The following is a 21,497-nucleotide window of genomic DNA, read 5'->3' as shown; positions in this document are numbered from 1 at the left end:
CTTCGTTTCAGGATGAACGGCTCTCATCAACAAGATGGCAAGCTACCTTCTGGTTGGGCCGAACTTCTCTTAAAGCCGGAACTTCTGCCTTGCAGACATCCGTTGCAAAAGGACAGCGCGTATGAAAAACACAGCCGCTCGGCGGAGATAAAGGGGACGGGATTTCCCCTCGCAAGATCACCCGATCCTGTAATCGGCTGCGGGTAAAGTCGGGTACCGCTGAGAACAGCGCCTTCGTATAGGGATGCAGCGGCTCATGGAATAGATCATCCGTTAAAGCTTCTTCCACGATTTTTCCGAGATACATAATACCGATCCGATCGGAAATATACCGAACCACGCTGATATCATGCGTAATAAATAATAGCGTTAATTTCAATTCCCGCTGCAAACGCTTGAGCATATTCAAAATTTGCGACTGAATGGAGACGTCCAGTGCCGAGACCGGCTCGTCGCATACGATAATCTTCGGATTCATGATAAGCGCGCGCGCCAAGCCCAGACGCTGGCGCTGACCGCCCGAGAATTCATGAGGAAAACGGAAATAATGCTCCGGCTGCAGGCCCACGGTTTTCAGGATGTGAAATACTTTTTCCCGACGCTCTGCCTTGTCTCCCATTTTATGAATAATCAGGGGCTCCTCCAGAATTCGGCCGATTCTTTTCCTCGGGTTAAGCGAAGAGAACGGATCTTGAAAAACAAGCTGTACGTCCTTGCGGAATTTCCGGATTTCCTTCCTCGACATCGCAGCCAAATCCTGGTCCCGGTATAGAACCTGACCTTGGCTTGCCGGGGTTAATCCTAGGATCGTACGCCCCGTGGTAGTTTTACCGGAACCGGATTCTCCGACAAGTCCGTACGTCTCTCCCTCTCTTAATTGAAAAGAAACATCCGTTACGGCTTTTACATATCCCTTGGCGCCCCATAACTTACCGAAAGATCCGTACACCGGGAACTGCTTGTGAAGGGAGCTTACCTTTAAAATCGAATGATCAGCTGTTTGTTCCAACGGTTGTCTCCCTCCCTTTCGGCTCGTTTATGGCCTCGTAATGCCAGCACTTCACTCGATGGTCCATATGTGCCGTTTGCATCGGCGGCTCTGAGGTACGGCATAATTCATCGGCATAAGGACATCGCGTAGAAAAGCCGCAGCCCTGCGGAATATCCGTCAGAGAGGGCACCGTTCCCTCAATGACATGAAGTTCATCGTTTCTGTCTCCTTCCAGCTTGGGGATCGATTGGATCAGTCCCTGCGTATAAGGATGGAGCGGTTTATGAAACAGCTGTTCCGTGGGGGCTTCTTCCACGATTTGCCCCAAGTACATCACCTTCACGCCCGTACAAATTTCCGATACGACACCCAGATCATGCGTGATAAACAGCACGCCCATGCCCATTTTGCGGTTCAAATCGGCGATCAGCTCCAGAATCTGCGCCTGAATCGTTACGTCGAGCGCGGTTGTCGGTTCATCCGCAATCAACAGGTTCGGCTCACAGGAGAGCGCCATGGCAATCATCGCCCGCTGCTGCATTCCTCCCGACAGCTGATGGGGATATTCATCCACCCTCACCTCCGGAGATGGAATACCCGTCATCCGCAGAATCTCAACGGCTTGTTGACGAGCTTCCTTCTTGGACTTCTTCTGATGGAGACGAATGGCTTCCCCGATTTGATTACCTATCGTATACACGGGACTTAGGGATGTAAGCGGGTCCTGAAAAACCATGGAGATTTTGTCGCCGCGGACCGCCCGTAATTTAGAAGGCGAGAGAGACAGCAGATCCCGCTTCTCAAACAGGATCTCTCCCTCGTACTCGATCGCATCCGTATGGTCCAGCAGCCTCATGATCGATTGGGACATGACACTCTTTCCGCTGCCGGATTCTCCGACAATGCCGATGATGTCGCCTTTATTCATGGAAAAACTGACTCCGTTCACAGCCGTCACTTTCCCCCGCTCGGTATGAAAATGCGTTTTTAGATTTTTCACTTCCAATAGAGGCTCGTTATTCATGAAAATACCTCCAGCTTTATATTCATGACTTTTTCAACTTTTGCTTCACGCGGGGATCCAGCAAGTCGCGCAGCCCGTCGCCCAGCAAATTCAGACTGAGTACAGACAAAACGAGCGTGGCCCCGGGGAATACGACCATCCACCATGCCTTATAAATAACTAGTTTGCTTGCTTGCAGAATGTTCCCCCAGCTGGCTTCAGGGGCAGGAATGCCCGCCCCGAGAAAGCTTAGCGCGGCCTCGGATATAATGGCTTCAGCAAATACGAAGGTAGCCTGTACCAGTAGAGGAGATAGCGTATTCGGCACGATGTGCTGCCATATGATGCGCGTTGCGCTTGCTCCCTGGACATGCATCGCCTCGATGTAGGTTTGCTCGCGTACCACCAGCGCGGCCGAGCGAACGACCCGGGCAATATTCGGCGTGAACACGATGGTTAGCGCCGTGATGACATTGATGGCGGATGCGCCGAGTGCGGCCATTAAGGCAATGGCGAGCAGGATTCCCGGAATCGCGATCAATCCGTCACAGATGCGCATAAGAATATGATCCAATGTTTTGTAATACGTCGCATAGACGCCGATCACGAGTCCTAATGCCGAGGATAGCAGCGCAACCACGAGTCCTACGCTAATCGATACCCTGGCACCGAAGAGAAGCCTGGTTAACAAATCCCGGCCAAATTCGTCGGTACCCAGCCAATGCTCGGCCCCTGGCGGCGTTAAACGGTCTACAACTTTCATGTCGTACGGGCCGTAGGTTGTGAAGAGCGGTCCGATCAGCGCCAGAATTACCAATAAAACAAAGATGGTCGCTCCGATCAACAGCCCGTAGTTCGACCTCAATCGGCGATATCCTAGTGCACGCTGCTCTTTTTTCAGCTTTTTACTTACTTGAGCGACGTATTCTTTTTCCTGAACAGTTGCCATCCAATCACACCTCTTTTATTTGCGTTCCAAACGAACACGCGGATCAACCGCGCCATACAGCAAGTCGATAATCAAGTTGATGGTGACGTACATGAGTGTGACGACAAGCACCACGCCTTGGATCACTGCAAAATCTCTTCTGGCAATGGAATTTAAGATCAATTGACCCAATCCGGGAATATTGAATATCGCCTCCACGACCACAGCCCCTGTCACCAAAGTGCCGAATGTTTGTCCAATAACGGTCAGAATGGGCAGAAACGCGCTCCGAAACGCATGTTTGAACAGCACCTTCATTTCATGCAGGCCTTTGGATCTGGCTGTCTTGATGAAATTCAAATTCAGCACTTCCAGCATGGACGAACGGGTCATTCGCGTGATCAGGGCCGCCTGTATGGTCCCAAGCGAGATGCCGGGAAGAATCAGATACTTCATATGTTCCCAGAGCCCGCTGCTCAGCGGTTCATATCCAGCGACCGGCAGCCACTGCAGCTTGACGCCAACAAACAGCATGAGGAACAATCCCAGCAAAAAACTGGGTAAGGCCATGCCCAGCAAGGACATCCCCATCAGCGTATAATCTGCGATGGACCCTCGCTTGTAAGCAGCGATAATCCCGAAGGGAATCGCCAGTATAATTGCGATAACCTGCGCCAGAATGGCTAACGATAGCGTTGGGGTGATATGCTCCGCGATGGCTTCGCTAACCGGCTGATTCATGAAGATCGAATCTCCCAGATCCCCCTTGAATACGTTGGCTACCCAGCTCGTATACTGTTCAAGTATCGGGCGATCCAAGCCCAGGTCTTGATTCAGCTTCTGTATTTCCTCCTGCGACGCCTCCATGCCCAATATCGCCGCCGCCGGATCTCCTGGCGTAATGTGGATGATCAGAAAAATAGCGATGGTGACAACGGCCAGCACGGGAATCAGCGACAAAAGTCTTTTCGTAATATAAGCCAGCACTACAAATCCCTCATTTGTACATGGTCTATGAATCCAATTTCAAAAAAGGAAGGTGTTATCGAAGTTACTTCGGTAACTTGTAACACCCTCCATATATGCTTACTTCGCTACTTTGGCATTCCAGACCACCGGCGCTTCAAACAGCTCGAAGCCTTCAAGCTTCTTCGTTGTGGCGACGACGCCATTATAATGGCCGATCACGGTGGAGGAAGCAAATTCGTACAGGAAGCCCTGCAGCTTCTCCCATTCCTGCTTGGCAGCTTCCGGCGTGGCTGCACCGCGAATATCGATCAGTGCCTGCTTGACCGTTTCATTGTCGAGTCCGGCCCAATCCGGATTGACGGCCAGCAGCTGCGGCGGCGTAATCTGATAGCCCGTGCTCGCAACGAAAATGTCCCACTTGGAGCGGTCGTTCTTCGTTTCCAGGAACGTCGGGAAATCAAAGTTCTCCACTTTTACGTTCATGCCGATCTGACGAAGCTGCTCCTGAATGACCAATGTGGCCGTGTACATCTCGTTATAGTCCTTGGTCGTCAGCAGCGTGATTTCTTCGCCGTTATAACCGGCCTCTTGCAGCAGCTGCTTGGCCTTCTCCGGGTTCGACTGGTTGTAATATTCCGCTCCAGCTTCGGTTGACCATTGGACTTGGTTCGTATTCAGGTAACCCGGTGCCAAGGAGTATAAATCCGGCTTGGCAAAGCTCGCCAACATGATCTCATCATTATTGAACGCGGCGAGAATGGCCTGGCGAATCTTCACGTCCTGTAACAATCCCTCGCTGGTATTGAAAAATGCGGTCAGTGCACCGCCAGGGAACGAGAGCAAATCGATATTGTTGTCGGCAGCAAGCTCATCATAGCTTTCGATCGGAATGCTGTCCGCCACATCGTACTGTCCGGTCTTCACGCCTGCAATCCGCGTGGAGTGGTCCGTGACGAAATGGAAGTAAAGATTCTGGGTTGGAGCTTCTTTTCGCCCGTCAAATCCGCTCGGCTCCGTATTCGCCACCTGATAATAATCGTCGTTTCGCACCAAATGTATGTACTGATCCTGCTTCCATTCCTGGAATTTATAAGGCCCCGTACCGATGTACTCCTTGATCCCGTCAGCCGGCGCTGATTCTACAATCTCTTTCGGCATGATGGAAGGGAACTGCGCTTGCGATGCAATAAGAATCAACACATCCGACGTAGGCGATTCTACGGTCAGCTTCACGGTATACGTATCAACGGCTTCGAATTTAGCATTCGTCAGCAGCACCTTCGCACGAGACGAAGTCACCAGCCAGCGGTTCATCGAGGCTACTACATCCTCGGACGTCATCTCTTTCCCGTTGTGAAACTTCACGCCTTGGCGAAGGGCGAACGTATACGTTAAGCCATCCTCGCTTCGTTCGACGGACTCTGCCAGAGCAGGTACAGGCTCATAGTTTGCGTTCAGTGTGTACAGCTGCTCGAAGATGTTGCCTGCCGTATCCAGCGCAACCGCCGATACCGTCAAGGCCGTATCCAACGTAGGCGGCTGAGCCGTAAGCGCGATGTTCAGCTCGTCTTTGTACTCTTTCTGCTCGGCTTGCTTTTCACTTCCATTGTCTTCAGCTGCTCCCTCTGCAGCCTGATCGGAACCGCTGCCGCATGCCGCGATCAACAGCATCAGCACGATCGACGATAAGAGTAAACCTAACTTTCTGGCTTTCATTGTAATCCCCCCATGTAGTAGACATTTGCATATGGAATGTATGCATCATGCTCTGTCAAAACTCGTGAAACGAACGCACCCCTAAATTCTAAGTTATCTGGTAGGTTTAATAAGTTATGCACATACTAATGGATTCGGAATTTGCTGTCAATGCAATAATTGATCGTGCTAGAATTAATTTCCTGTTCACGAAAATTAATAGATTCAACATGCAAGGACTTCGTTCCTCTCCATGGCATCAACCGCCGCAGCCAGCCCTCCCGCTAAATATAAAAAAGCCCTGGTTCCGTCTTTCGAACCAAGGCTGCGTTTATTAAATGGCCGGAAAGCTTCGTAATATCTTTTCCTTACGCCCTTTCATATACCACTGTCCCCACGGATGGAGTTTGTCGAATGCTCCGCCGCAGGCATGGAACAGCTTGATATACCGACCCATTTCTCTCAGCTTCATGAAATACGGGATTTCTCGAAGCCATTTCTCCTCCAGATGATGCTCCAGACGGTATCCTTCCAGGAACGGGATCAGAAACCTGTCCGGGTCCGAATCGGCTCCTTCGGTTAAACCTGAGAAAAACGCGGTCACCGCAATGTCATCCACGAACCATGAATATCGGCTCGCATCAAAATCAATCAGACACAATGAATCCTCATGCACGAAAAAATTGCCGTAATGGAAATCCGCATGGATCAGTCCATAAGCGTCCTCAGCAACCGGAAGGTCCGATATATAATGGAACAATGCCTGATAACCAAGGGTGATCTCCTTCTCGGATGGCGGTAAATCAATACGCCGGACTTTTTCCGCCTCATCCGACCAATCAGGCCGTCTTGTGACGGGATCCAGATGGATGTACCCCTTGGTGATGCCGTGCATGCGCCCCATGAATTGGCCCATTCGCCTGTGTAAGCTCTCATCGGCATCGTTCTCCCCGACCGGACGCCCCTTGGCTTCCTCATAACAGACCGCCGTATAGTCATGATCCTCCGTCCGAATCCGCTCCGCAAGATTTCCTGCCGCCGAGTAGTGCGGCCTCGCAACGCAAACGCCGTTTCTCCCGAGAAACTCCACCCACTGCACCTCGCCTGCAATCTTTGCATACGGTTTATGGGACTCGTCGGTCAAGCGTACATACACGGTCTCCGCACCCTTACGATAAGAACAGACAAGGCTGTGTTCGGAAAAATGAGTCTGAAGTCGATCCCGCTCCAAGAGTCCGAACCTGCTTACAGCGGCGGCCATAAGTTCCCTTCTTCGTTCCATTTGCATCGCCTCCCTTCACCATCCGGGTGATCAAGCATTCATTGACCATTGATTTCTGCATATGGATAGCCGGCTCCTGCATTTAACTGCTACTACAAGAATATTTATCCTATTCCTCAGGCAATGTATAATTGTTATAACAGTTGAATAATATAATTAAGGGGGAAAACTTTATATGAGCAGGGTGAACGAAATGGAACGGAAAGTCACTAAGTTTGGCAACAGCCTGGGAATTACAATGACGGATGCCCTCAAACAGATTGGTTTAGAACTAGGCGATACAGTACAAATAGATGTTAATCAAACCGAAGGTGAGATCATCATTAAAAAAGCTAACAAAGTCTCCCTACCTGACGGCATCAGCCCTGATTTCTTAGATACTTTGTCTGAGATCATGAGCGAATACGACCAGACCCTAAAAGGGTTAAAAGATCGATGACCCCTATACGTTATCTAACCTCCCAAGAGGTTATCGCCATTAACGTCGCTATGATACAGAAATATAGTGTCGGCGAGCATATCGGTGTAAAGAATCCGCATTTGCTTGAGTCGGCCCTCCATCGGCCTCAATCGTCAGCTTTTGGAGAGGACGCCTATTTATCTATCTGGGAAAAGTCAGCTGCATTATTTGAATCACTGGGACAAAATCACCCATTTCAAAACGCCAATAAAAGAACCGCCTTCACGGCCCTTCTCCTATTTTTACGCTATAACGGATATCGATTTATCATGGATCAAAAACAAGCAGAGAATTTCACGGTCGATATGGTTAATCACAAATTCACCTTTCAAGAACTTACGTCCCTTATTAAAGAATATTCCATTGAAATAACGTAATAAAAAGCGACCCCTGGCGATTCTCAAGCGGATCCTGCTTAATTATTTGCGAGCCTAAGGCTTTGTCCATATAAAAAGAGTGTGCAGTCTCGTAACCGCACACTCTTTATTTGATGATGTCCCCGCCTACGTTACAGTCCCAGCTTCTGCCCCCGCTCCAAGCGCTGGATCTGCTGCTCGCCCGTTACCGCCAGCTCACTGAACTGGTGGATCGTCTCACGCATCCGCGGGAGAGCCTCCTGCTTATATGTGCTGATGGAATCAAGCGCTGACAGCACATCCGTGAACGCTTGCTTCAAGGTATCGACGGAAATGCTCGTTTCCAGCGATTGCTTGTGAATCGCCGCGCCCTGATCCTTCAGCATTTTGGAAGTGGCGCTGATCAGGTTGTTCGTGGTTTCGTTCAGCAGCTCGATTTTCTTCAGGACAATCTTCTGGTTGTACAGGGCACTAGCCACCGTGACCGAGATTTTCAGCGCCGTTACCGTTACGTTTCTCGCCCGATCCACGCCGCGAATTAATTCTTTGTTGTTCCGGATGACTACTTCAATAGCCATGATCCCCTGCTGGTTCACGACCAGCATCTGCTGCAGGTCCATCACGCGCTGGCGCAGCGGAAACAGCACCTCTTCAGTAATAAACCGGATTTTATCCTCCGACTCCTGCCGTATTTTAGCCGCCTCGACCTGGGATTCGATCTCTGCGTCCATGAGCATGCCCAGCTGAATTTCCTTTTGCAGCTTTTTGGTGAGCTCGCGGAGGGTTTGCTGTTCAATCTCCAGCGTGGTGTTGTCATTCTTTAATACGGTTTTTCCTTTATCAAGAGAAATGATGATGTCCGAAATGACGGCATCCGCCTTTTGAAACTTGGCAAAATATCGGCGCAGCGGGTTAAATACCATGCCCAGGAGCCCGCTTTTCGCAAAATCCACAACGCTCGGATCCAGATCCTTCAGCTGCAGCTGCAGCTCCGTTAACCCTTTAGCCACTTGACCGCCTTCATCCCCGGTTTTCGATAATCTCCCCACCTGAACCTGCAGGAGCGCATTCTTCTCCGAGGAGGATCTCATCGTGCTGATGCCAAAGCTTTCAATGGATTGCAGCACCTGTCTTCGCTTCTCGAGCGATTCAATATCCAGTTCCATGATGGCCTGCACATTGTTAGCCGCCAGCTCCTTCAACTGCGTGACTTCTTCCGGCTCAGGCTTCACCTGCTCCTCAATCGCCGTCTTGATCTCCTCGGGACTTATGACTTCCATCGTAAATGACAATATAACCCCTCCTCCAAGTTTCTTGTTAACTCTTATATCGCTTGTATTGATGCTACATCTGCACATTCAGCAGCTGGCTGATTTTGTATACGACATCATCGGTATCGGCGTTGATGCTGGCGGCTTCATTGATGCTGGAAATACTTTGAAGCGCCTGGATGTTCGCATTATAGCCAATCGTGTACACCGGGATTTTGTAGGCTTGGATCAGTTCCCGAATATCGTCAAGGGAGTGGCCAACGTTCGTCTCTCCGTCACTCAGCACAAAAATCAGAGGTTTCACGTCCGGATTCGCCGCCATCTCGTCCTGAAGCATCTTCATCGCCACCGCAATGCCGTCAAAGGTGGCGGTATTCCCGCTGGCTTCAAGACTGTTGATTGCCCCGACAAACATCGATTGCTGATTCAAGTCATATTTGCCGATCGGCAGATTAATCGTGACATCCGTGGAGTACGATACAAAGCCGATGCTGTTGTCCCGGCCCAAATATTTCTGTCCCGTCAACAGCGATTCCTTGAGGCGGTTTAACGGCTCACCGTCCATGCTCCCCGACACATCCGCCACAAACACGGCCGCAACCGGCTTGTTGCCGTCCTTCTTCTCCTTCCACAGCTTCTGGGCGGACGGCAGCAGGCTGCTGTCAACAACTTCAAGCTCGGATTGGTAATCATTCAGACCATTGAACCCTTTTTTGTCGGCCATCTTCTGGTATTTGTCCTGCTCGACAAACGCCGCGAATTTCTTAATGATCTCCAGCTTCTCCTGCGGCAATTTCCCGAGCGCATACAAAGGACTGTCATGCCTTACGCCAAACGGGGTAAAGACATAACCGCTCTTCATATCCGCCGCGTTGACATAGGTCTGATACTCCAGAACAAAGGCATCCAGCATACCGGACTTCGCCGCATCGCGCATCTGGATCGTGGTCGAAGCCGTGAAAGGGACGTTCGCCTGGAATTTTTCGAAACCCTGTACCGCTTTTTCACTAAGCAGATCCGAGCTGTCAAACGTTTTAAGGGCCGTGGTCAGAAAGTTAAGACCCGTCGAGCTGGCAAAAGGATCCGTATACCCCATCGCCAACTCATTATTCGATATCGCATCCGTCAGCGTCTTGACGTTCAAGGAGCCGTACTTCTCCACCAGCTCGTCGTATTTGGCCTTTCGGGTTACAACGCCGGTCACGTTCCCCGTGAGACGCTTGGATACTAGCTCGGCTTTAACGCCATATTCCTTAACCATCTCCCCCCACAGCTCATTGGAAGGGGTAAAAGCGTCCGGCACGTACTTCCCGGATGTTATGTAATCGGTTGCGGTTCCCGAAGCAATATTGCGGATCTTCACGGATACCGGCTGTCCGTTCACCACCGGCTTGGAGTTGTTGAACTCCGTTGCCACTTCATTCAGCCATCCGTCAATGCCCGGCCCTGCTTTCTCGGGAGAAGAAAATATTTCGACGTATAAGTCCGTTGTATTCTCAACCGAGATCGGGAATTTGGATATATCGGGCAGGGAGTCTGCTACGGCCACCGGGTCCAGATCGACTTGACCTTTTATCGGGTCCGCCGTCGTAACCATAATGTCCTTGTAGATTTTGTTGATTTTCTTAGCCGCGCCTTCCGAATCGACCTCGGCTTCGCTCTTGCCCAGGTTCGAGGTTAACGCGATCCCCGCGTACACCAGAACAAACACGACCACTGCAATGGCCACTAATACAACAAAGGCACTACCCTTGCTTCGCATAATCATCTCCCTCTCTTATTGCTTATATAGTTTGGTTTGTTTGATTAACATATCGATTTCCTTCATGCAGGGCATCTCCTCCACATCCCGGTAATCGGTGCTGCCAAGCAAGGAAATCTCCAGCAGCAGTTTATCGAGCTTGAGCATGATCTCCTCATTCGCCTCCAAATAACCGGTTACGTAAGCCAGATACTCTTGGTACAGAGCTGTTTTTTTCTGCGCCACCTTGCCGGATAGCTGGGAGGCTTTGGGCTGATCGGCCATGCGGGTGAAATCAGATGCGGCGAAGACGCCCAGCTTGTTCAGAATCCCCCGGATATTGAGATAGAATAGCTTCTCCACCTCATCGATGACCGCCATGAATTTCTTGTAACTGAGCTCCGTTTGTTCAAAACGCTGACCCAGGACATTCAGCAGCGCATTTCTCTTTTTCTCGATTCGTTCCAATTGGTCCAGGGCAAGGGCGATATCATTCTTCAGCACTTTCACGTTACGATAATGGTGAAGCGCGTCTATGTAATCCTCACGGGTCTGAATCGTTTGGATCGCCTTCGCAGCCGGAGGCTTGAATAACAAGACATAACTGCCATAAAAGAGTGCAAGAACACTGACAACCCATACGGTGATGACCAATGCCGACTGGAAGGCGCTGTCGCCGCCGATTTGGAATCCAAGCAGCCCGGGCGAGACCAGGACAATATTCACGATCGCGATAACCGCCATAAGCAGGAGCAGCTTCACGGATTTCGAGCCATTCAAGAATTAACACCTCCCCTACTCCTATAGAGCGATGACTGATTCGACCTATAACCGCCCTTTGAAACATCCGTAAAACATAGATACATAAGGATATAACACATACTACGTCTCAAATCGAAGTTAGATGCATTTTCCTCGCGCGATAGGCCTGCCGATTTTACAATCCACTCCAACTTTTGTATCCAGAACCTCACCTGGTCAAGACGTTCACACTTTCGTCGTGTGCCTTGAACGCCAGGTGCAGACGCAGAGAGTTGCTGGAAGAACAGGAGGCCGAGCTGAGGCAAGCTAGATCAGGGTAACTATAACAAAATCACATAAATAATCCAATGGTTCTGCTACAAAAGACGCAAAAAAAGTCCTTCAGGGATTGCCTGAAAGACTTCTATTTATTAAGAGAAGGGCTCGCCGGCTGAGTTCAGGACCCAGCCGAACTATTGATCATCCAAATCGCCCCCTGATGTAATCCTGCGTACGGGAATCCGCGGTGGGCAAGGAATGCATACTTGCTATCTGTAAGGCGGATTGAGTAAGGAAAAAAAGAAAATGCTTCTCGTATGACGGTAAAAGAGCCGCTGGAATCATCCAGGGCTCTGTTCCTTATTAAATCTTCTTGCTTAAAAAAATCTGTGTTGATTCAGAGTTGTTCCAACAAATTGAGCACAGCCTGAGCGCTTTCCGCACGGGTGGTCTTGGCTTGAGGCGTAAACGTGCCATTGGCATGCCCCTTCATTAAGCCAAGGGCAAGGGCTTCATTCACCTCTTGAAGTGCCCATGAAGAAATTTGCTTCCTATCCTTCAGATCCGGTGCTTCTGGCGAAGGAGAGGCGTTCCCCTTGGTTCCATATGCACGGTAGAGCATGACAGCCAGCTCCTCGCGTGTGATCGCCGCGTTCGGTGCGAACGTGCCCTTGCCTCTGCCGTTCACCAGCCCGTGCTGGTAAGCCGCCGCAACCGCCGAAGCATACCATGCATCGCCGTCCACATCCGTGAAGGCCGTGTCTTGCGTGCTTTCAAGGCCCAGGGCACGAACGAGCATCGCGGCAAATTGTGCACGAGTCAGCTGCTGATGCGGACTGAATATTGTATCGCCGGTGCCATTCACAATATGCTTGGCTGCCAGCTCATTTACCGCTTGCTCCGCCCAATGAACGGCAAGGTCGGCAAACGATTTGTCGTATTCCAGCACGGCGTAGTAGCTGAATTGACTGACTTCAGCCGTCAGCTGCCCGTTTACCGGCTTTCCGCCGGCATACTTCAATTGACCCATATCCGAGATGTGGTAGATGCCGGCCAGCTTGCCGTGAATGGCGCTGTCGACAGCAAAGCCAATCGTTACAGGTGTTATGAAATGCTCCAGCTTATATGCCTTGCCGTCTTTCGTACGGACGGAAAGACTCAAGTCATACATCTTGCTGCCTTGCTTCAATTTAGCCTTCTCGGCAATTGCTGCTTTGGCTATGAGTGAGGCAGCTGTCTGCGATCCAACCTGCTCCAGCTTAAACGAGATAACCGCATCCTTCGCCTGCTCGGCCGGTACGAGCTGTCGCAGCGCTTTGAGCAGTGCGGACGGAAGCTGTACCATCACGCCGTCCTGCTTCAGTTCCAGCGGCTTCGTCCCCAGGATGTCCCCTGCCGTCAGCGGCAGGAGAACTTCGATATCCTCGGCACCGAGTTGAATCGTCACCTTCTCTTGCCCGCCGCGCAGCGACTCTTCGTTAACGATCCGCTGACCCTGATTTGGCTTCGTTCCCGGATCGGTTGGCGGATTGCCGCCCGCTCCCCCGCCTCCGTTTCCACTGCCAGGGTTGCTGCCGCTGCCGCCGTCATCGATCTTCGCATTCATTTTAATCACAATGGCCGTCAGAGGCTCAAGCGTCATCGAGCCGGCGGTTAACGTGAAGCCGGACTTCGCTTTGACGCCGGTCGTGCCGGCTTCATCGTTATCGACCACCACCGTGCCGGAAGTCAGATCTTCATTAAGTGTCAACGTTCTCGACTGGTTGTCGGCATTAACGAACACATAATAATCGCCGGTTCCGTCCGTCGCTTTATTCTTATAGGCGATGACCAGATCCTGCGCTTTTACTTCGGGAATCTGCAGCAGCGTCACGTTCGAGTTCACCCTCGACTGATCGCCAAGGCGGAATGCATCGGACGACTTTCTCAACTGTATCAGTCCGGTCGTATATTCCCGCGTTTTGTTGTTCTCCGGATATTTGGCTTCATCCGTCGCTTTCTCCCAATCGAACATGTTGATGGCATCGGAGGAGTCGTAGGAATCATGGATGAAATAACCGAAACGGTTTCCTGCCTCATCCTCTAATTCGTGATATTTCTGCTCGGGTACCCCCGAGCCCAGCCATTGCTTGGTCCGCCCGTACTCCTGTCCTGCATGGAGAAACGCCGTTCCTTGCGAAGTCAAGGTGAGCAGGTTGCCCAGGCGAATGCGCTTATGGATCTCCAGGTCATTCGCTGCAATCGACGGGTCCTTTTTGATGGACTGCGCAATAATGTCGTACAGCGGCAAATTGTCATGGGCTTCAATATATTGAACGATGTCACCCGGATCATCTTCCTTCGTGTTGCTCGGCTGCGCCTTGATATTGTTGAAGATAGTCTGGATATCGCGTGCGCCGCCCGTAATGAATCGTGGCTCGCCTTCGTTGCCGAAGCCGGATTTCAGCTCGTTGCGGAACTCATCGGAGAAAACGCCGACGTTATCCGTTTTATCCATCCAATTCTGGTCTGCGCCCTTGCCTGCCAAGGAAGGATCCGACAGATGACCGCCGAAAGTGACCCAGCCCTCGCCGATAAACAGCGCTTTCGGGTTGATGGCTGCAGCCGCATCATAAGCGTTCTGCACGGCTTCGTAGGTGGCGTCACCCATCATGTCCCAGCGCATGCCGTCGATTTTGTATTCGTTGAACCAGTATTTTACGGAGTCCACCATCAGCTTCTCGGCCATCTTGTGGTTGGTCGCCAGATTGTTGCCGAAGCCGCCGATGAAATTGCCGTTGGCGTCCTGGAACGCATAATAGTTCGGCACGATATCATTCAAGAAATCGGCCTTGGCCATATGGGTGTAGACCACGTCCAATACGACGCCCATGTCCGCCTCGTGAATGGCATTAATCATCGCCTTCAGTTCTTTGATGCGAAGCTCGGGATCCGTTGGATCTTCAGAGTAAGCACCGTCAGGGGAGAAATAGCTGTGCGGGTCATACCCCCAGTTGTACTCATTGTCTTTGGCCGAATAATCCAGCTCCCTGTTCTTCATGGCCGCTTCGTCACCGTAATACCAAGCCATCACGGGCAGCAGCTGAACATGGGTGACGCCCAGGGACTTGATGTATTCGAGCTTCTCTTTGAACGCATCGTAGGATCCCCAAGTCGCGTTATGCAGGTCGTTCTCAATCGTCGGATCGGACGTGAAATCCCGGACGTGAATCTCCCAGATGATGGCGTCTTCCCGCTGCTCGTAGCCAGGAATGTCCGCAAAATCGAAGCCGGCGGGATCCGTTTGACTCAAATCGACAATCGCAGCTTTTCCGACGGTATCGCCGTCCGGTCCAACTTCGCCCTTGGTGTTCACTCTGAATTGCGCCATGGATTTGGCATATGGATCCAGCACGGTTTTCGTCACGCCGTTGTTGGTCACTTCGTATTGATAAAAGTATCCTCTAAAATCTTGGATGCCGAGGTCTCCCGGCTTCAACCGAACCGACCATACCCCTTTATCACCCTTTTGGAGAGCGACATTGCCGATAAACTGCGTGGCATCATCCTTGCCGTACACATTTGCGGTGACTTCGGTCGCCGTCGGTGCCCACAGCTTAAGCTCGGCTCCTCCAGCCTGATAAGTCGCCCCGAGGTCATCGCCGTCGTAAGCGTACATCTCATCCAGCATTCTCCAGCCGGTGGAGGCGGATACGGTTTTTCCGGCGTAGGTTACGCTTAGCGGTATCTGATCCAGCTGAAATGATGCCGATGCTTCGATGGTCGTGTTTCCGGTAACCTTCACGTTTTGAATGGCAACCGTATGGCCGTCCTTATTCTTAATCAGCAGCTCATTCTTCAGCGTATCTGCTTCCAAACCATCGGTCATGGTAAATCCGAGCTGGAGCCTTCCCGGAGCTAATACTTCGGCCGAGACCAACCCGGTAGGCACTTCCCGATACGGGGATGTGTAGACGGTGTTGTCGCCTTCTTGAATGAACAGATGCTGGTATCGATCCACCAGGGAGAAGCCCTTGTCACCTCCGTCTTTGCCGGCGTCTCCTTTGGCCGGATCCAGCACGAGGAAGTTAATCTTCTGGGCTCCCGGCTTCATCGGAATGTCCACATAAGCGCCATATCGGTCGGTTTGGCCTGAAGGGAACATGGTAGCCCCCGTCGGCCAGTCTTTCGAAGGCGCAGCGACATCCTCACCCCATATCCACAAACCGTACGGACCATAGTTCTGATCCTGCCGTTGATAGTGGATGCGCACGGTATCCGCAGGCAGGTCAACTGGCTCAAAGCTGTATACCGTATCGGAGCCCTCCTTGAGCCATACTTCGTTCATGTCCGGAGAGGCTAGGGTGAATTTCTTATCGCCGCCGTCTTTATTGCCGCTGAAACGATCGACAACGACGATGCCGACTTTTTGGGCGCCGTCCTTGAGCGGAATGTCGACGAAGGCCCCGTAGGCGTCCTGCTGCCCGCCAGGGAATGGCGTTGCGCCTGCCGGCCAATTGGCGGACGGGGATGCGACGTCATCGAATATCCACAGTCCGACGCTCCCGTAATTCGCGTCAGCCCGGTTGTAATGGACACGCAGATGGTTAGCCGGCACCGGCGTTCCCGGATCGGCGGGTACCGTGAAATGAGCGGCAACGCCGTGATTGGCCGCATCGTAGCTGAACGTAACCTTAACGTCCTGCGGCAGCTGAAGCGCCTCCCGATTAGCGGGGTGAACCGGACTTGCCGCATCGCTGCCCAAAGCGATTTGGTACTCATGATCCCCCTCGTACACGTCGGCCGTCACCGTGTATACATGGTCATAATCGGAATCCTGCATGATCAATCTCGCATCCGCAGGCGACCAGTCGGCCGCTTCGCCGATGCCCGATTGGAAGCTGCCGATCACTCGGGGAAGCTGATCCGCCTCGATCGGAGCGTAGTATGTAGAATCCGCGATCCGGTGAGTCCCATGATTGTAATAAAAGGTAACCTGGGAATCTTGAGCGAGCGTTATGAGGATGTTGCCGTCCTTGTCCGCTCCGCTGGGATTGGAATAATGGGCGGAGCCGTAATTCTCGTCCCACTTGCCGTCGATCGCGATCTTGTATTCGTACGATCCCGCGGGCAAGCTGCCGGTGAACCTGTATTCTCCGTTCCCCATATCGTGCATGGTTGTCGCGGCGGCAGCCGGATCCCAATCCGCGCTATGGCCTAATTCAGATTGCAAAGTCCCCACCAGCGTAACCTGGCTTGGCGCGCTATTGGCATCGGCCGTTGATGGCGGAATGCCGAGCATGGAGAAAATCAGCGAAACAATCATCATGATGGACCACGTCCGTTTGCTTGAAACCGTCATTCTCATGAAACAAATAGCCTCCTTCTGTTCTTGGATTAGGTACAGCTGATACGATGTTGATGCCAATAAATGCGCAAACGCTTGCATAAACAGCTTTGAGCTCCCATCAAGTAAAGTACGACAATTACTGACAAGAGTTAGAGAATATGTTCGAAATATAGAATGAAACAAATATAGATGAAAGCGATTAAAATGGAAACGTTTGCATCATTTATTGTAGTATCGAGGTTCCTTCTCGTCAACCACATTTTGACCTGTTTTTTATCATGAATTTTGCGGCTCAAGCGGGGATCGCAAACTTAGGATTGATTTCCCGCGAGGATTCCCATAACATTAAACATTATAATGATATAATGTTTAATGTTCGCAAAATCATGGATGCAGGGGGAATTCATATGGAATTTCGTTTCGAGGGCGCTGTTACGGATGTTATGCCAGGCATTCAGCTGCTGCTGGATGAGCTTGGCGTCGAGTTTGGGGATAACGGCATCCCCGTTGAGGTAGCCTTGTCCGATGGCGATCTGGAGGTCGGCAGGGACCGAGACCACGCCTATATTCGTTTCGGAAGAAAACATCAATTTTTCCGGGGACTCGGCCTGCTGGTTCAACACAGCCGCCAAAGCGATTCGTTCCACCTTCACGAACGTCAGCAATTTGACCAGATCGGCCCGATGTTCGACCTGTCCCGCAACGCTGTGCTGACCGTGGACAGCTTCAAGCTCATGCTGAACAAGATGGCCCTGATGGGGATGAACAGCGTGATGCTGTACATGGAGGATACTTATGAGATCAAAGACGAGCCGTATTTCGGTTATATGCGCGGTCGCTACACGCAGGCGGAGCTGAAAAAGATGGACGATTATGCCGATCAATTCGGCATCGAGGCTTTTCCAAGCATCCAAACCTTGGCGCACCTGGAGGAGTTTCTGAAGTGGGAGCCCATCAAGCATTACCGAGATACGAAGGGGGCCCTGCTCGTCGGCAGCGAGCAGACCGATTCCCTGATTGAACGGATGATCGAGGCCGCCAGCGCTCCGTTCCGCAGCAACAAGATTCATATCGGGATGGACGAAGCGGAGGAGCTCGGACGGGGTAAATATTTGGATCACAACGGTTATGTGAGCCGTTTCGACATCATGATCGCCCATCTGGACAAAGTCCTGGCTGCCGTCCGCAAGCGCGGCCTGAAGCCGATGATGTGGAGCGACATGTTCCTGAAGCTCGCTGCCGGTGGAGGCGGCGATGCGGCGTATTACGACAAGGACACCTCGATTCCGGAGGATATGGCCCGCCGCATCCCGAAGGATGTCGACATGGTTTACTGGGACTATACCCACATGGAGCCGGAGGACTATGAGAAGCTGATCGCCAATCACCGCCCGCTGGGCTGCAACCTCGTGTTTGCGGGAGCCGTCTGGATCTTCAACACATTCGGCGTCAACTACGGGTTGTCCCTGAACGCTTCGAATGTTGCGCTTCAAGTGTGCAAGCAGGAAGGAATCCGTGAGGTATACGCCACGATGTGGGGCGACGACGGCAACGAAGGAAATCCGTTCGCGGCGCTGCTCGGTCTGCAGCTTTATGCTGAGCATGCCTATTCGGAACAGAAGCCTTCCCCGGCTCGCTTGGCGGAACGGGTGAAATTCTGTACGGGCATCGACATGGAGGCGTTCCTCCTGCTGAAGGATCTGGACGAGATTCCCGGCCAGGAGCCAAACAACGCCAAGCAGAGCAACCCGTCCAAATTTTTGCTGTATCAGGATGTGCTCCTCGGGATGTTCGACAAACAGATCGAAGGCCTGGACCTCTCGAACCACTATGCCGAGCTGGAGCAAAACCTGCGCGCGAAGCGCGATAGCACGGCCGAGCTGGACTATCTGTTTGAGATGCCGGAGAAGCTGAGCGCCGTCCTCAAACGCAAGAGCGAAATCGGCATTCTGCTGAAGCTAGCCTATGATGCCAAGGACGCCGATACCTTAAGGCATATGGCCAAGAACGTGCTCCCTGCCATCTCCAAAGCCGTTCAAGAGCTGCGCATTGCCCACCGCACGCAGTGGCACCGGATGTTCAAGCCCTTTGGCTGGGAGGTCATCGACATCCGTTATGGCGGCGTCATCACTCGCCTGGACACAGCATCGTTCCGCATTCTGGAATACGTGGAAGGACGGACGGCACGGATCGAGGAGCTTGAGCAGGAACGGCTGGTGTTCAGCACGACCAACCGCGACAATCACAAGGGAGTCGGCTGGTGCAGCCATTATTACCGCATGGCTTCGCCAAACGTGTTCTACCATGTGCTGAATCCTTTTTAAGGATCAAAGCTGCTTTTCAGCTCATACCATTCATCCCAAACAAAAAGAGCCCCGGTTGCCGGGACTCTTTTTACATTTATCGCTGAGGCATAGATGATATGCTCTATTCACGCTCAGGATTCGTGACGCTGCACTTCCTCATACCAGTCTCGCACATCCCGGCTAAGCCGTTCCACGATCTCGGGGTAACGGTCCGCCAGGTTGGTGCGCTCCCCGGGATCCCTGGACAGATCGGACAGATGAACCTGATCGGAAACCACGCGGTCGAAATCGAGCTTCCCGTTCAGCACCAGCTTCCAATCCCCTTCCCGGACAGCCAGTTGGCCTTGATACTCCCAGAACAATTGCTTATGCGGCGACGGCTCGCGCATCAGCAGCATCTCCTTCAGGCTGCTTCCGTCCAGCGCAACGCCTTGAAGCGGTCCTGCCGCCGGATCGACGCCGGCCAGATCCAAAAAAGTCGGTGCGATGTCCATCATGGCCGCCACCTCATCGCGCACTTGCCCGCCTTCCCAACCGCTCGGCCAGCTCAATATGGCAGGTTCGCGGATTCCGCCTTCGAACAGGCTTGCTTTATGCCCCCGGAAGATCCCCGCGCTTCCCCCGTAATATACGTCTTCCGTTCCGTCCAGCCAGTTCCGGCTCTCGGAGGACGGTCCGTTATCGCTGGAGAAGAAAATGACCGTATCCTCGTAACAGCCAGCTTCCTTCAGGGCCTTCACGATCTCCCCGACGCCGTCGTCCACCGCGGCAATCATGGCGGCCATGACCTGCCGATCCCAAGGCAAATGCGCGAACCGGTCCATATATTCCTGCGGCGCATGCATCGGGTAGTGCGGCGCATTGTACGACGCAAACAAGAAGAACGGAGCTTCCTGCTCCCGCGACCGCTGAATGAAATCTACCGATCGTTCCGTGATCAGCTCGGTCATGTATCGGCCGTTCTCCCAAACCTCCGTTTCGTTCTCCCATAGGTCATGCAGGGGGTTGACGCCATGGGCTTGGCCCCAGTAAAAAATGTGCGAGTAAAAATCGACGCAGCCTGCCTTGAATCCGAAAAACTCATCAAATCCATGCGCATTCGGGCTGGTTTCCTCGGACAAGCCCAAATGCCATTTTCCATACAGCGCCGACCTGTACCCGGCAGGCTTGAGCGCCTTGGCCAACGTCACCTCGTCGGCAGACAGTCCATGCGAACCGCGCTTCGCCCCCAGAATCTCGTCGACTCCCGCTCGGGCCGGGTACTTGCCCGTTAATAAAGAGGCTCGTGACGGAGAGCAGACCGGGGAATTCGAATACCAATTCGTAAAACGAATGCCTTCGTCAGCCAACCCGTCCAGATGCGGGGTTTTCACGGTGTCCGAACCGTAGCATCCAAGATCCCCATAGCCTAAGTCATCGCAATAAATCACGATAAAATTCGGTTGTTTCATATCTCCATTCACCTCTACTATGCTCGACTTGTTCCTCATCATCGTACCTTTTGGCGGACGAATACGGAATGCTCCATCCTTGCAATCGTTATACAATATGTTGCATCATAGCAGTAACAAAAGAATTGATCACTATAGGTGGAAGGAGGACACATGAGTTTAACAGTGAATCAGCGGCCATCCCGAGAAGAATACTTTAACAACCCGGCTCACTTTGAGACTCAACTGGGATTATGGATATTCAAATCCGGATCCCACCCCTTTTTCACGGAAAAAGTCGATCCCCGGTCGGTCGAATTTTATAGTATACATTTCGTTGCCAGCGGCAAGGTGCGGTTCGGATGGGACGGCAGCAGCATCTCCCTGTCGGAAGGCGATCTCTTCTGCCTCTTCCCCGGCTCGGTCTATACATATGTCGAGGACTGCGACGAGCCGTCTACCATGATCACCTGGACGGCCTTTATGGGCGAGTTGATGCCGTCCATATTGAAGCATGTCGATTTATGTCCGGAACGGCCCTATCGTCAAAATGCCTTCAGGGACGATGCCTTGGCTGTCATCACGGACATTCAGCGATTGCTCCGGCAGCCCCAGCAGGACCATAGCCTTCAGCTGATGTCGCTGGGATTCCAGTTGATTCACAGCATCGATCCCAACCGGGACCAGCGCCTTCCCGCTGCTACGGCTGCTTCGGA

15 protein-coding genes are annotated in these 21,497 nt (G+C 52.2%); 4 read left to right on the top strand and 11 right to left on the bottom strand.

From position 1 onward, the window contains the following. Nucleotides 1-7 precede the first annotated feature (7 nt). From ACPV3A_RS12560 to ACPV3A_RS12535, 6 genes are all read right to left on the bottom strand, one after another. Entirely contained in the window at nt 8-1,009 is a 1,002-nt protein-coding gene (locus tag ACPV3A_RS12560; protein WP_426199833.1) for an ABC transporter ATP-binding protein, read from the bottom strand. Beyond that, on the bottom strand, nt 993-2,015 hold the full coding sequence (locus tag ACPV3A_RS12555; RefSeq protein ID WP_426199832.1) for an ABC transporter ATP-binding protein: 1,023 nt from the start codon (nt 2,013-2,015) through the stop codon (nt 993-995). The genes ACPV3A_RS12560 and ACPV3A_RS12555 overlap by 17 nt, the downstream gene beginning before the upstream one ends. A 22-nt stretch (nt 2,016-2,037) precedes the next feature. Continuing rightward, complete coding sequence (locus tag ACPV3A_RS12550) at nt 2,038-2,943, bottom strand: ABC transporter permease (RefSeq protein WP_426199831.1); 906 nt, start codon at nt 2,941-2,943, stop codon at nt 2,038-2,040. A 15-nt stretch (nt 2,944-2,958) separates the two neighbouring features. Continuing rightward, nucleotides 2,959-3,909, bottom strand: coding sequence for an ABC transporter permease (locus tag ACPV3A_RS12545; protein ID WP_426199830.1), 951 nt, complete (start codon nt 3,907-3,909; stop codon nt 2,959-2,961). Nucleotides 3,910-4,008: 99 nt separating this feature from the next. Further along, nucleotides 4,009-5,607 (bottom strand): ABC transporter substrate-binding protein, encoded by a 1,599-nt coding sequence (locus ACPV3A_RS12540; RefSeq protein WP_426199829.1) that lies wholly within the window; start codon nt 5,605-5,607, stop codon nt 4,009-4,011. Nucleotides 5,608-5,920: 313 nt separating this feature from the next. Next, the gene (locus tag ACPV3A_RS12535) at nt 5,921-6,868 is read right to left on the bottom strand and encodes a phosphotransferase enzyme family protein (protein WP_426199828.1); all 948 of its coding nucleotides are present in this window, start codon (nt 6,866-6,868) and stop codon (nt 5,921-5,923) included. Nucleotides 6,869-7,043: 175 nt separating this feature from the next. Between ACPV3A_RS12535 and ACPV3A_RS12530 the strand changes: the two genes are divergently transcribed. Next, on the top strand, nt 7,044-7,307 hold the full coding sequence (locus ACPV3A_RS12530) for an AbrB/MazE/SpoVT family DNA-binding domain-containing protein (RefSeq protein ID WP_426199827.1): 264 nt from the start codon (nt 7,044-7,046) through the stop codon (nt 7,305-7,307). After that, nucleotides 7,304-7,705: a type II toxin-antitoxin system death-on-curing family toxin gene (locus ACPV3A_RS12525; RefSeq protein ID WP_426199826.1), complete on the top strand. Its 402-nt coding sequence runs from the start codon at nt 7,304-7,306 to the stop codon at nt 7,703-7,705. The genes ACPV3A_RS12530 and ACPV3A_RS12525 overlap by 4 nt, the downstream gene beginning before the upstream one ends. A 131-nt stretch (nt 7,706-7,836) precedes the next feature. Here ACPV3A_RS12525 and ACPV3A_RS12520 read toward each other — a convergent pair whose 3' ends face one another. The 4 genes from ACPV3A_RS12520 to ACPV3A_RS12505 all read right to left on the bottom strand — a co-directional run bounded on the left by ACPV3A_RS12520 (nt 7,837) and on the right by ACPV3A_RS12505 (nt 17,063). Next, nucleotides 7,837-8,976 carry a toxic anion resistance protein gene (locus ACPV3A_RS12520; RefSeq protein ID WP_194540536.1) on the bottom strand — a complete coding sequence of 380 codons (1,140 nt, stop codon included), beginning with the start codon at nt 8,974-8,976 and terminating at the stop codon, nt 7,837-7,839. A 52-nt stretch (nt 8,977-9,028) separates the two neighbouring features. Then, nucleotides 9,029-10,717, bottom strand: coding sequence for a VWA domain-containing protein (locus ACPV3A_RS12515; RefSeq protein ID WP_426199825.1), 1,689 nt, complete (start codon nt 10,715-10,717; stop codon nt 9,029-9,031). Nucleotides 10,718-10,732: 15 nt separating this feature from the next. Beyond that, on the bottom strand, nt 10,733-11,476 hold the full coding sequence (locus ACPV3A_RS12510; RefSeq protein ID WP_194540534.1) for a hypothetical protein: 744 nt from the start codon (nt 11,474-11,476) through the stop codon (nt 10,733-10,735). Nucleotides 11,477-12,113: 637 nt separating this feature from the next. Continuing rightward, complete coding sequence (locus ACPV3A_RS12505; RefSeq protein WP_426199824.1) at nt 12,114-17,063, bottom strand: pullulanase; 4,950 nt, start codon at nt 17,061-17,063, stop codon at nt 12,114-12,116. 389 nt (nt 17,064-17,452) lie between these two features. Between ACPV3A_RS12505 and ACPV3A_RS12500 the strand changes: the two genes are divergently transcribed. Next, nucleotides 17,453-19,369 carry a beta-N-acetylhexosaminidase gene (locus ACPV3A_RS12500; protein ID WP_426199823.1) on the top strand — a complete coding sequence of 639 codons (1,917 nt, stop codon included), beginning with the start codon at nt 17,453-17,455 and terminating at the stop codon, nt 19,367-19,369. A 113-nt stretch (nt 19,370-19,482) separates the two neighbouring features. Here ACPV3A_RS12500 and ACPV3A_RS12495 read toward each other — a convergent pair whose 3' ends face one another. Further along, on the bottom strand, nt 19,483-20,802 hold the full coding sequence (locus tag ACPV3A_RS12495) for a sulfatase-like hydrolase/transferase (RefSeq protein ID WP_426199822.1): 1,320 nt from the start codon (nt 20,800-20,802) through the stop codon (nt 19,483-19,485). A gap of 153 nt (nt 20,803-20,955) precedes the next feature. On the opposite strand from ACPV3A_RS12495, the gene ACPV3A_RS12490 reads away from it, so the two are divergent. Continuing rightward, nucleotides 20,956-21,497 (top strand): AraC family ligand binding domain-containing protein (locus ACPV3A_RS12490; protein WP_426199821.1); only part of this gene is annotated, 542 nt, incomplete at its 3' end.

Origin of the sequence: Paenibacillus sp. Dod16, from assembly GCF_049893405.1 — a bacterium.
In the GTDB taxonomy this organism is placed as follows: Bacteria; Bacillota; Bacilli; order Paenibacillales; family Paenibacillaceae; genus Paenibacillus_AQ.
The sequence above is the reverse complement of the archived record's forward strand: the minus strand, read 5'-3'. Positions and strand labels throughout refer to the sequence as shown.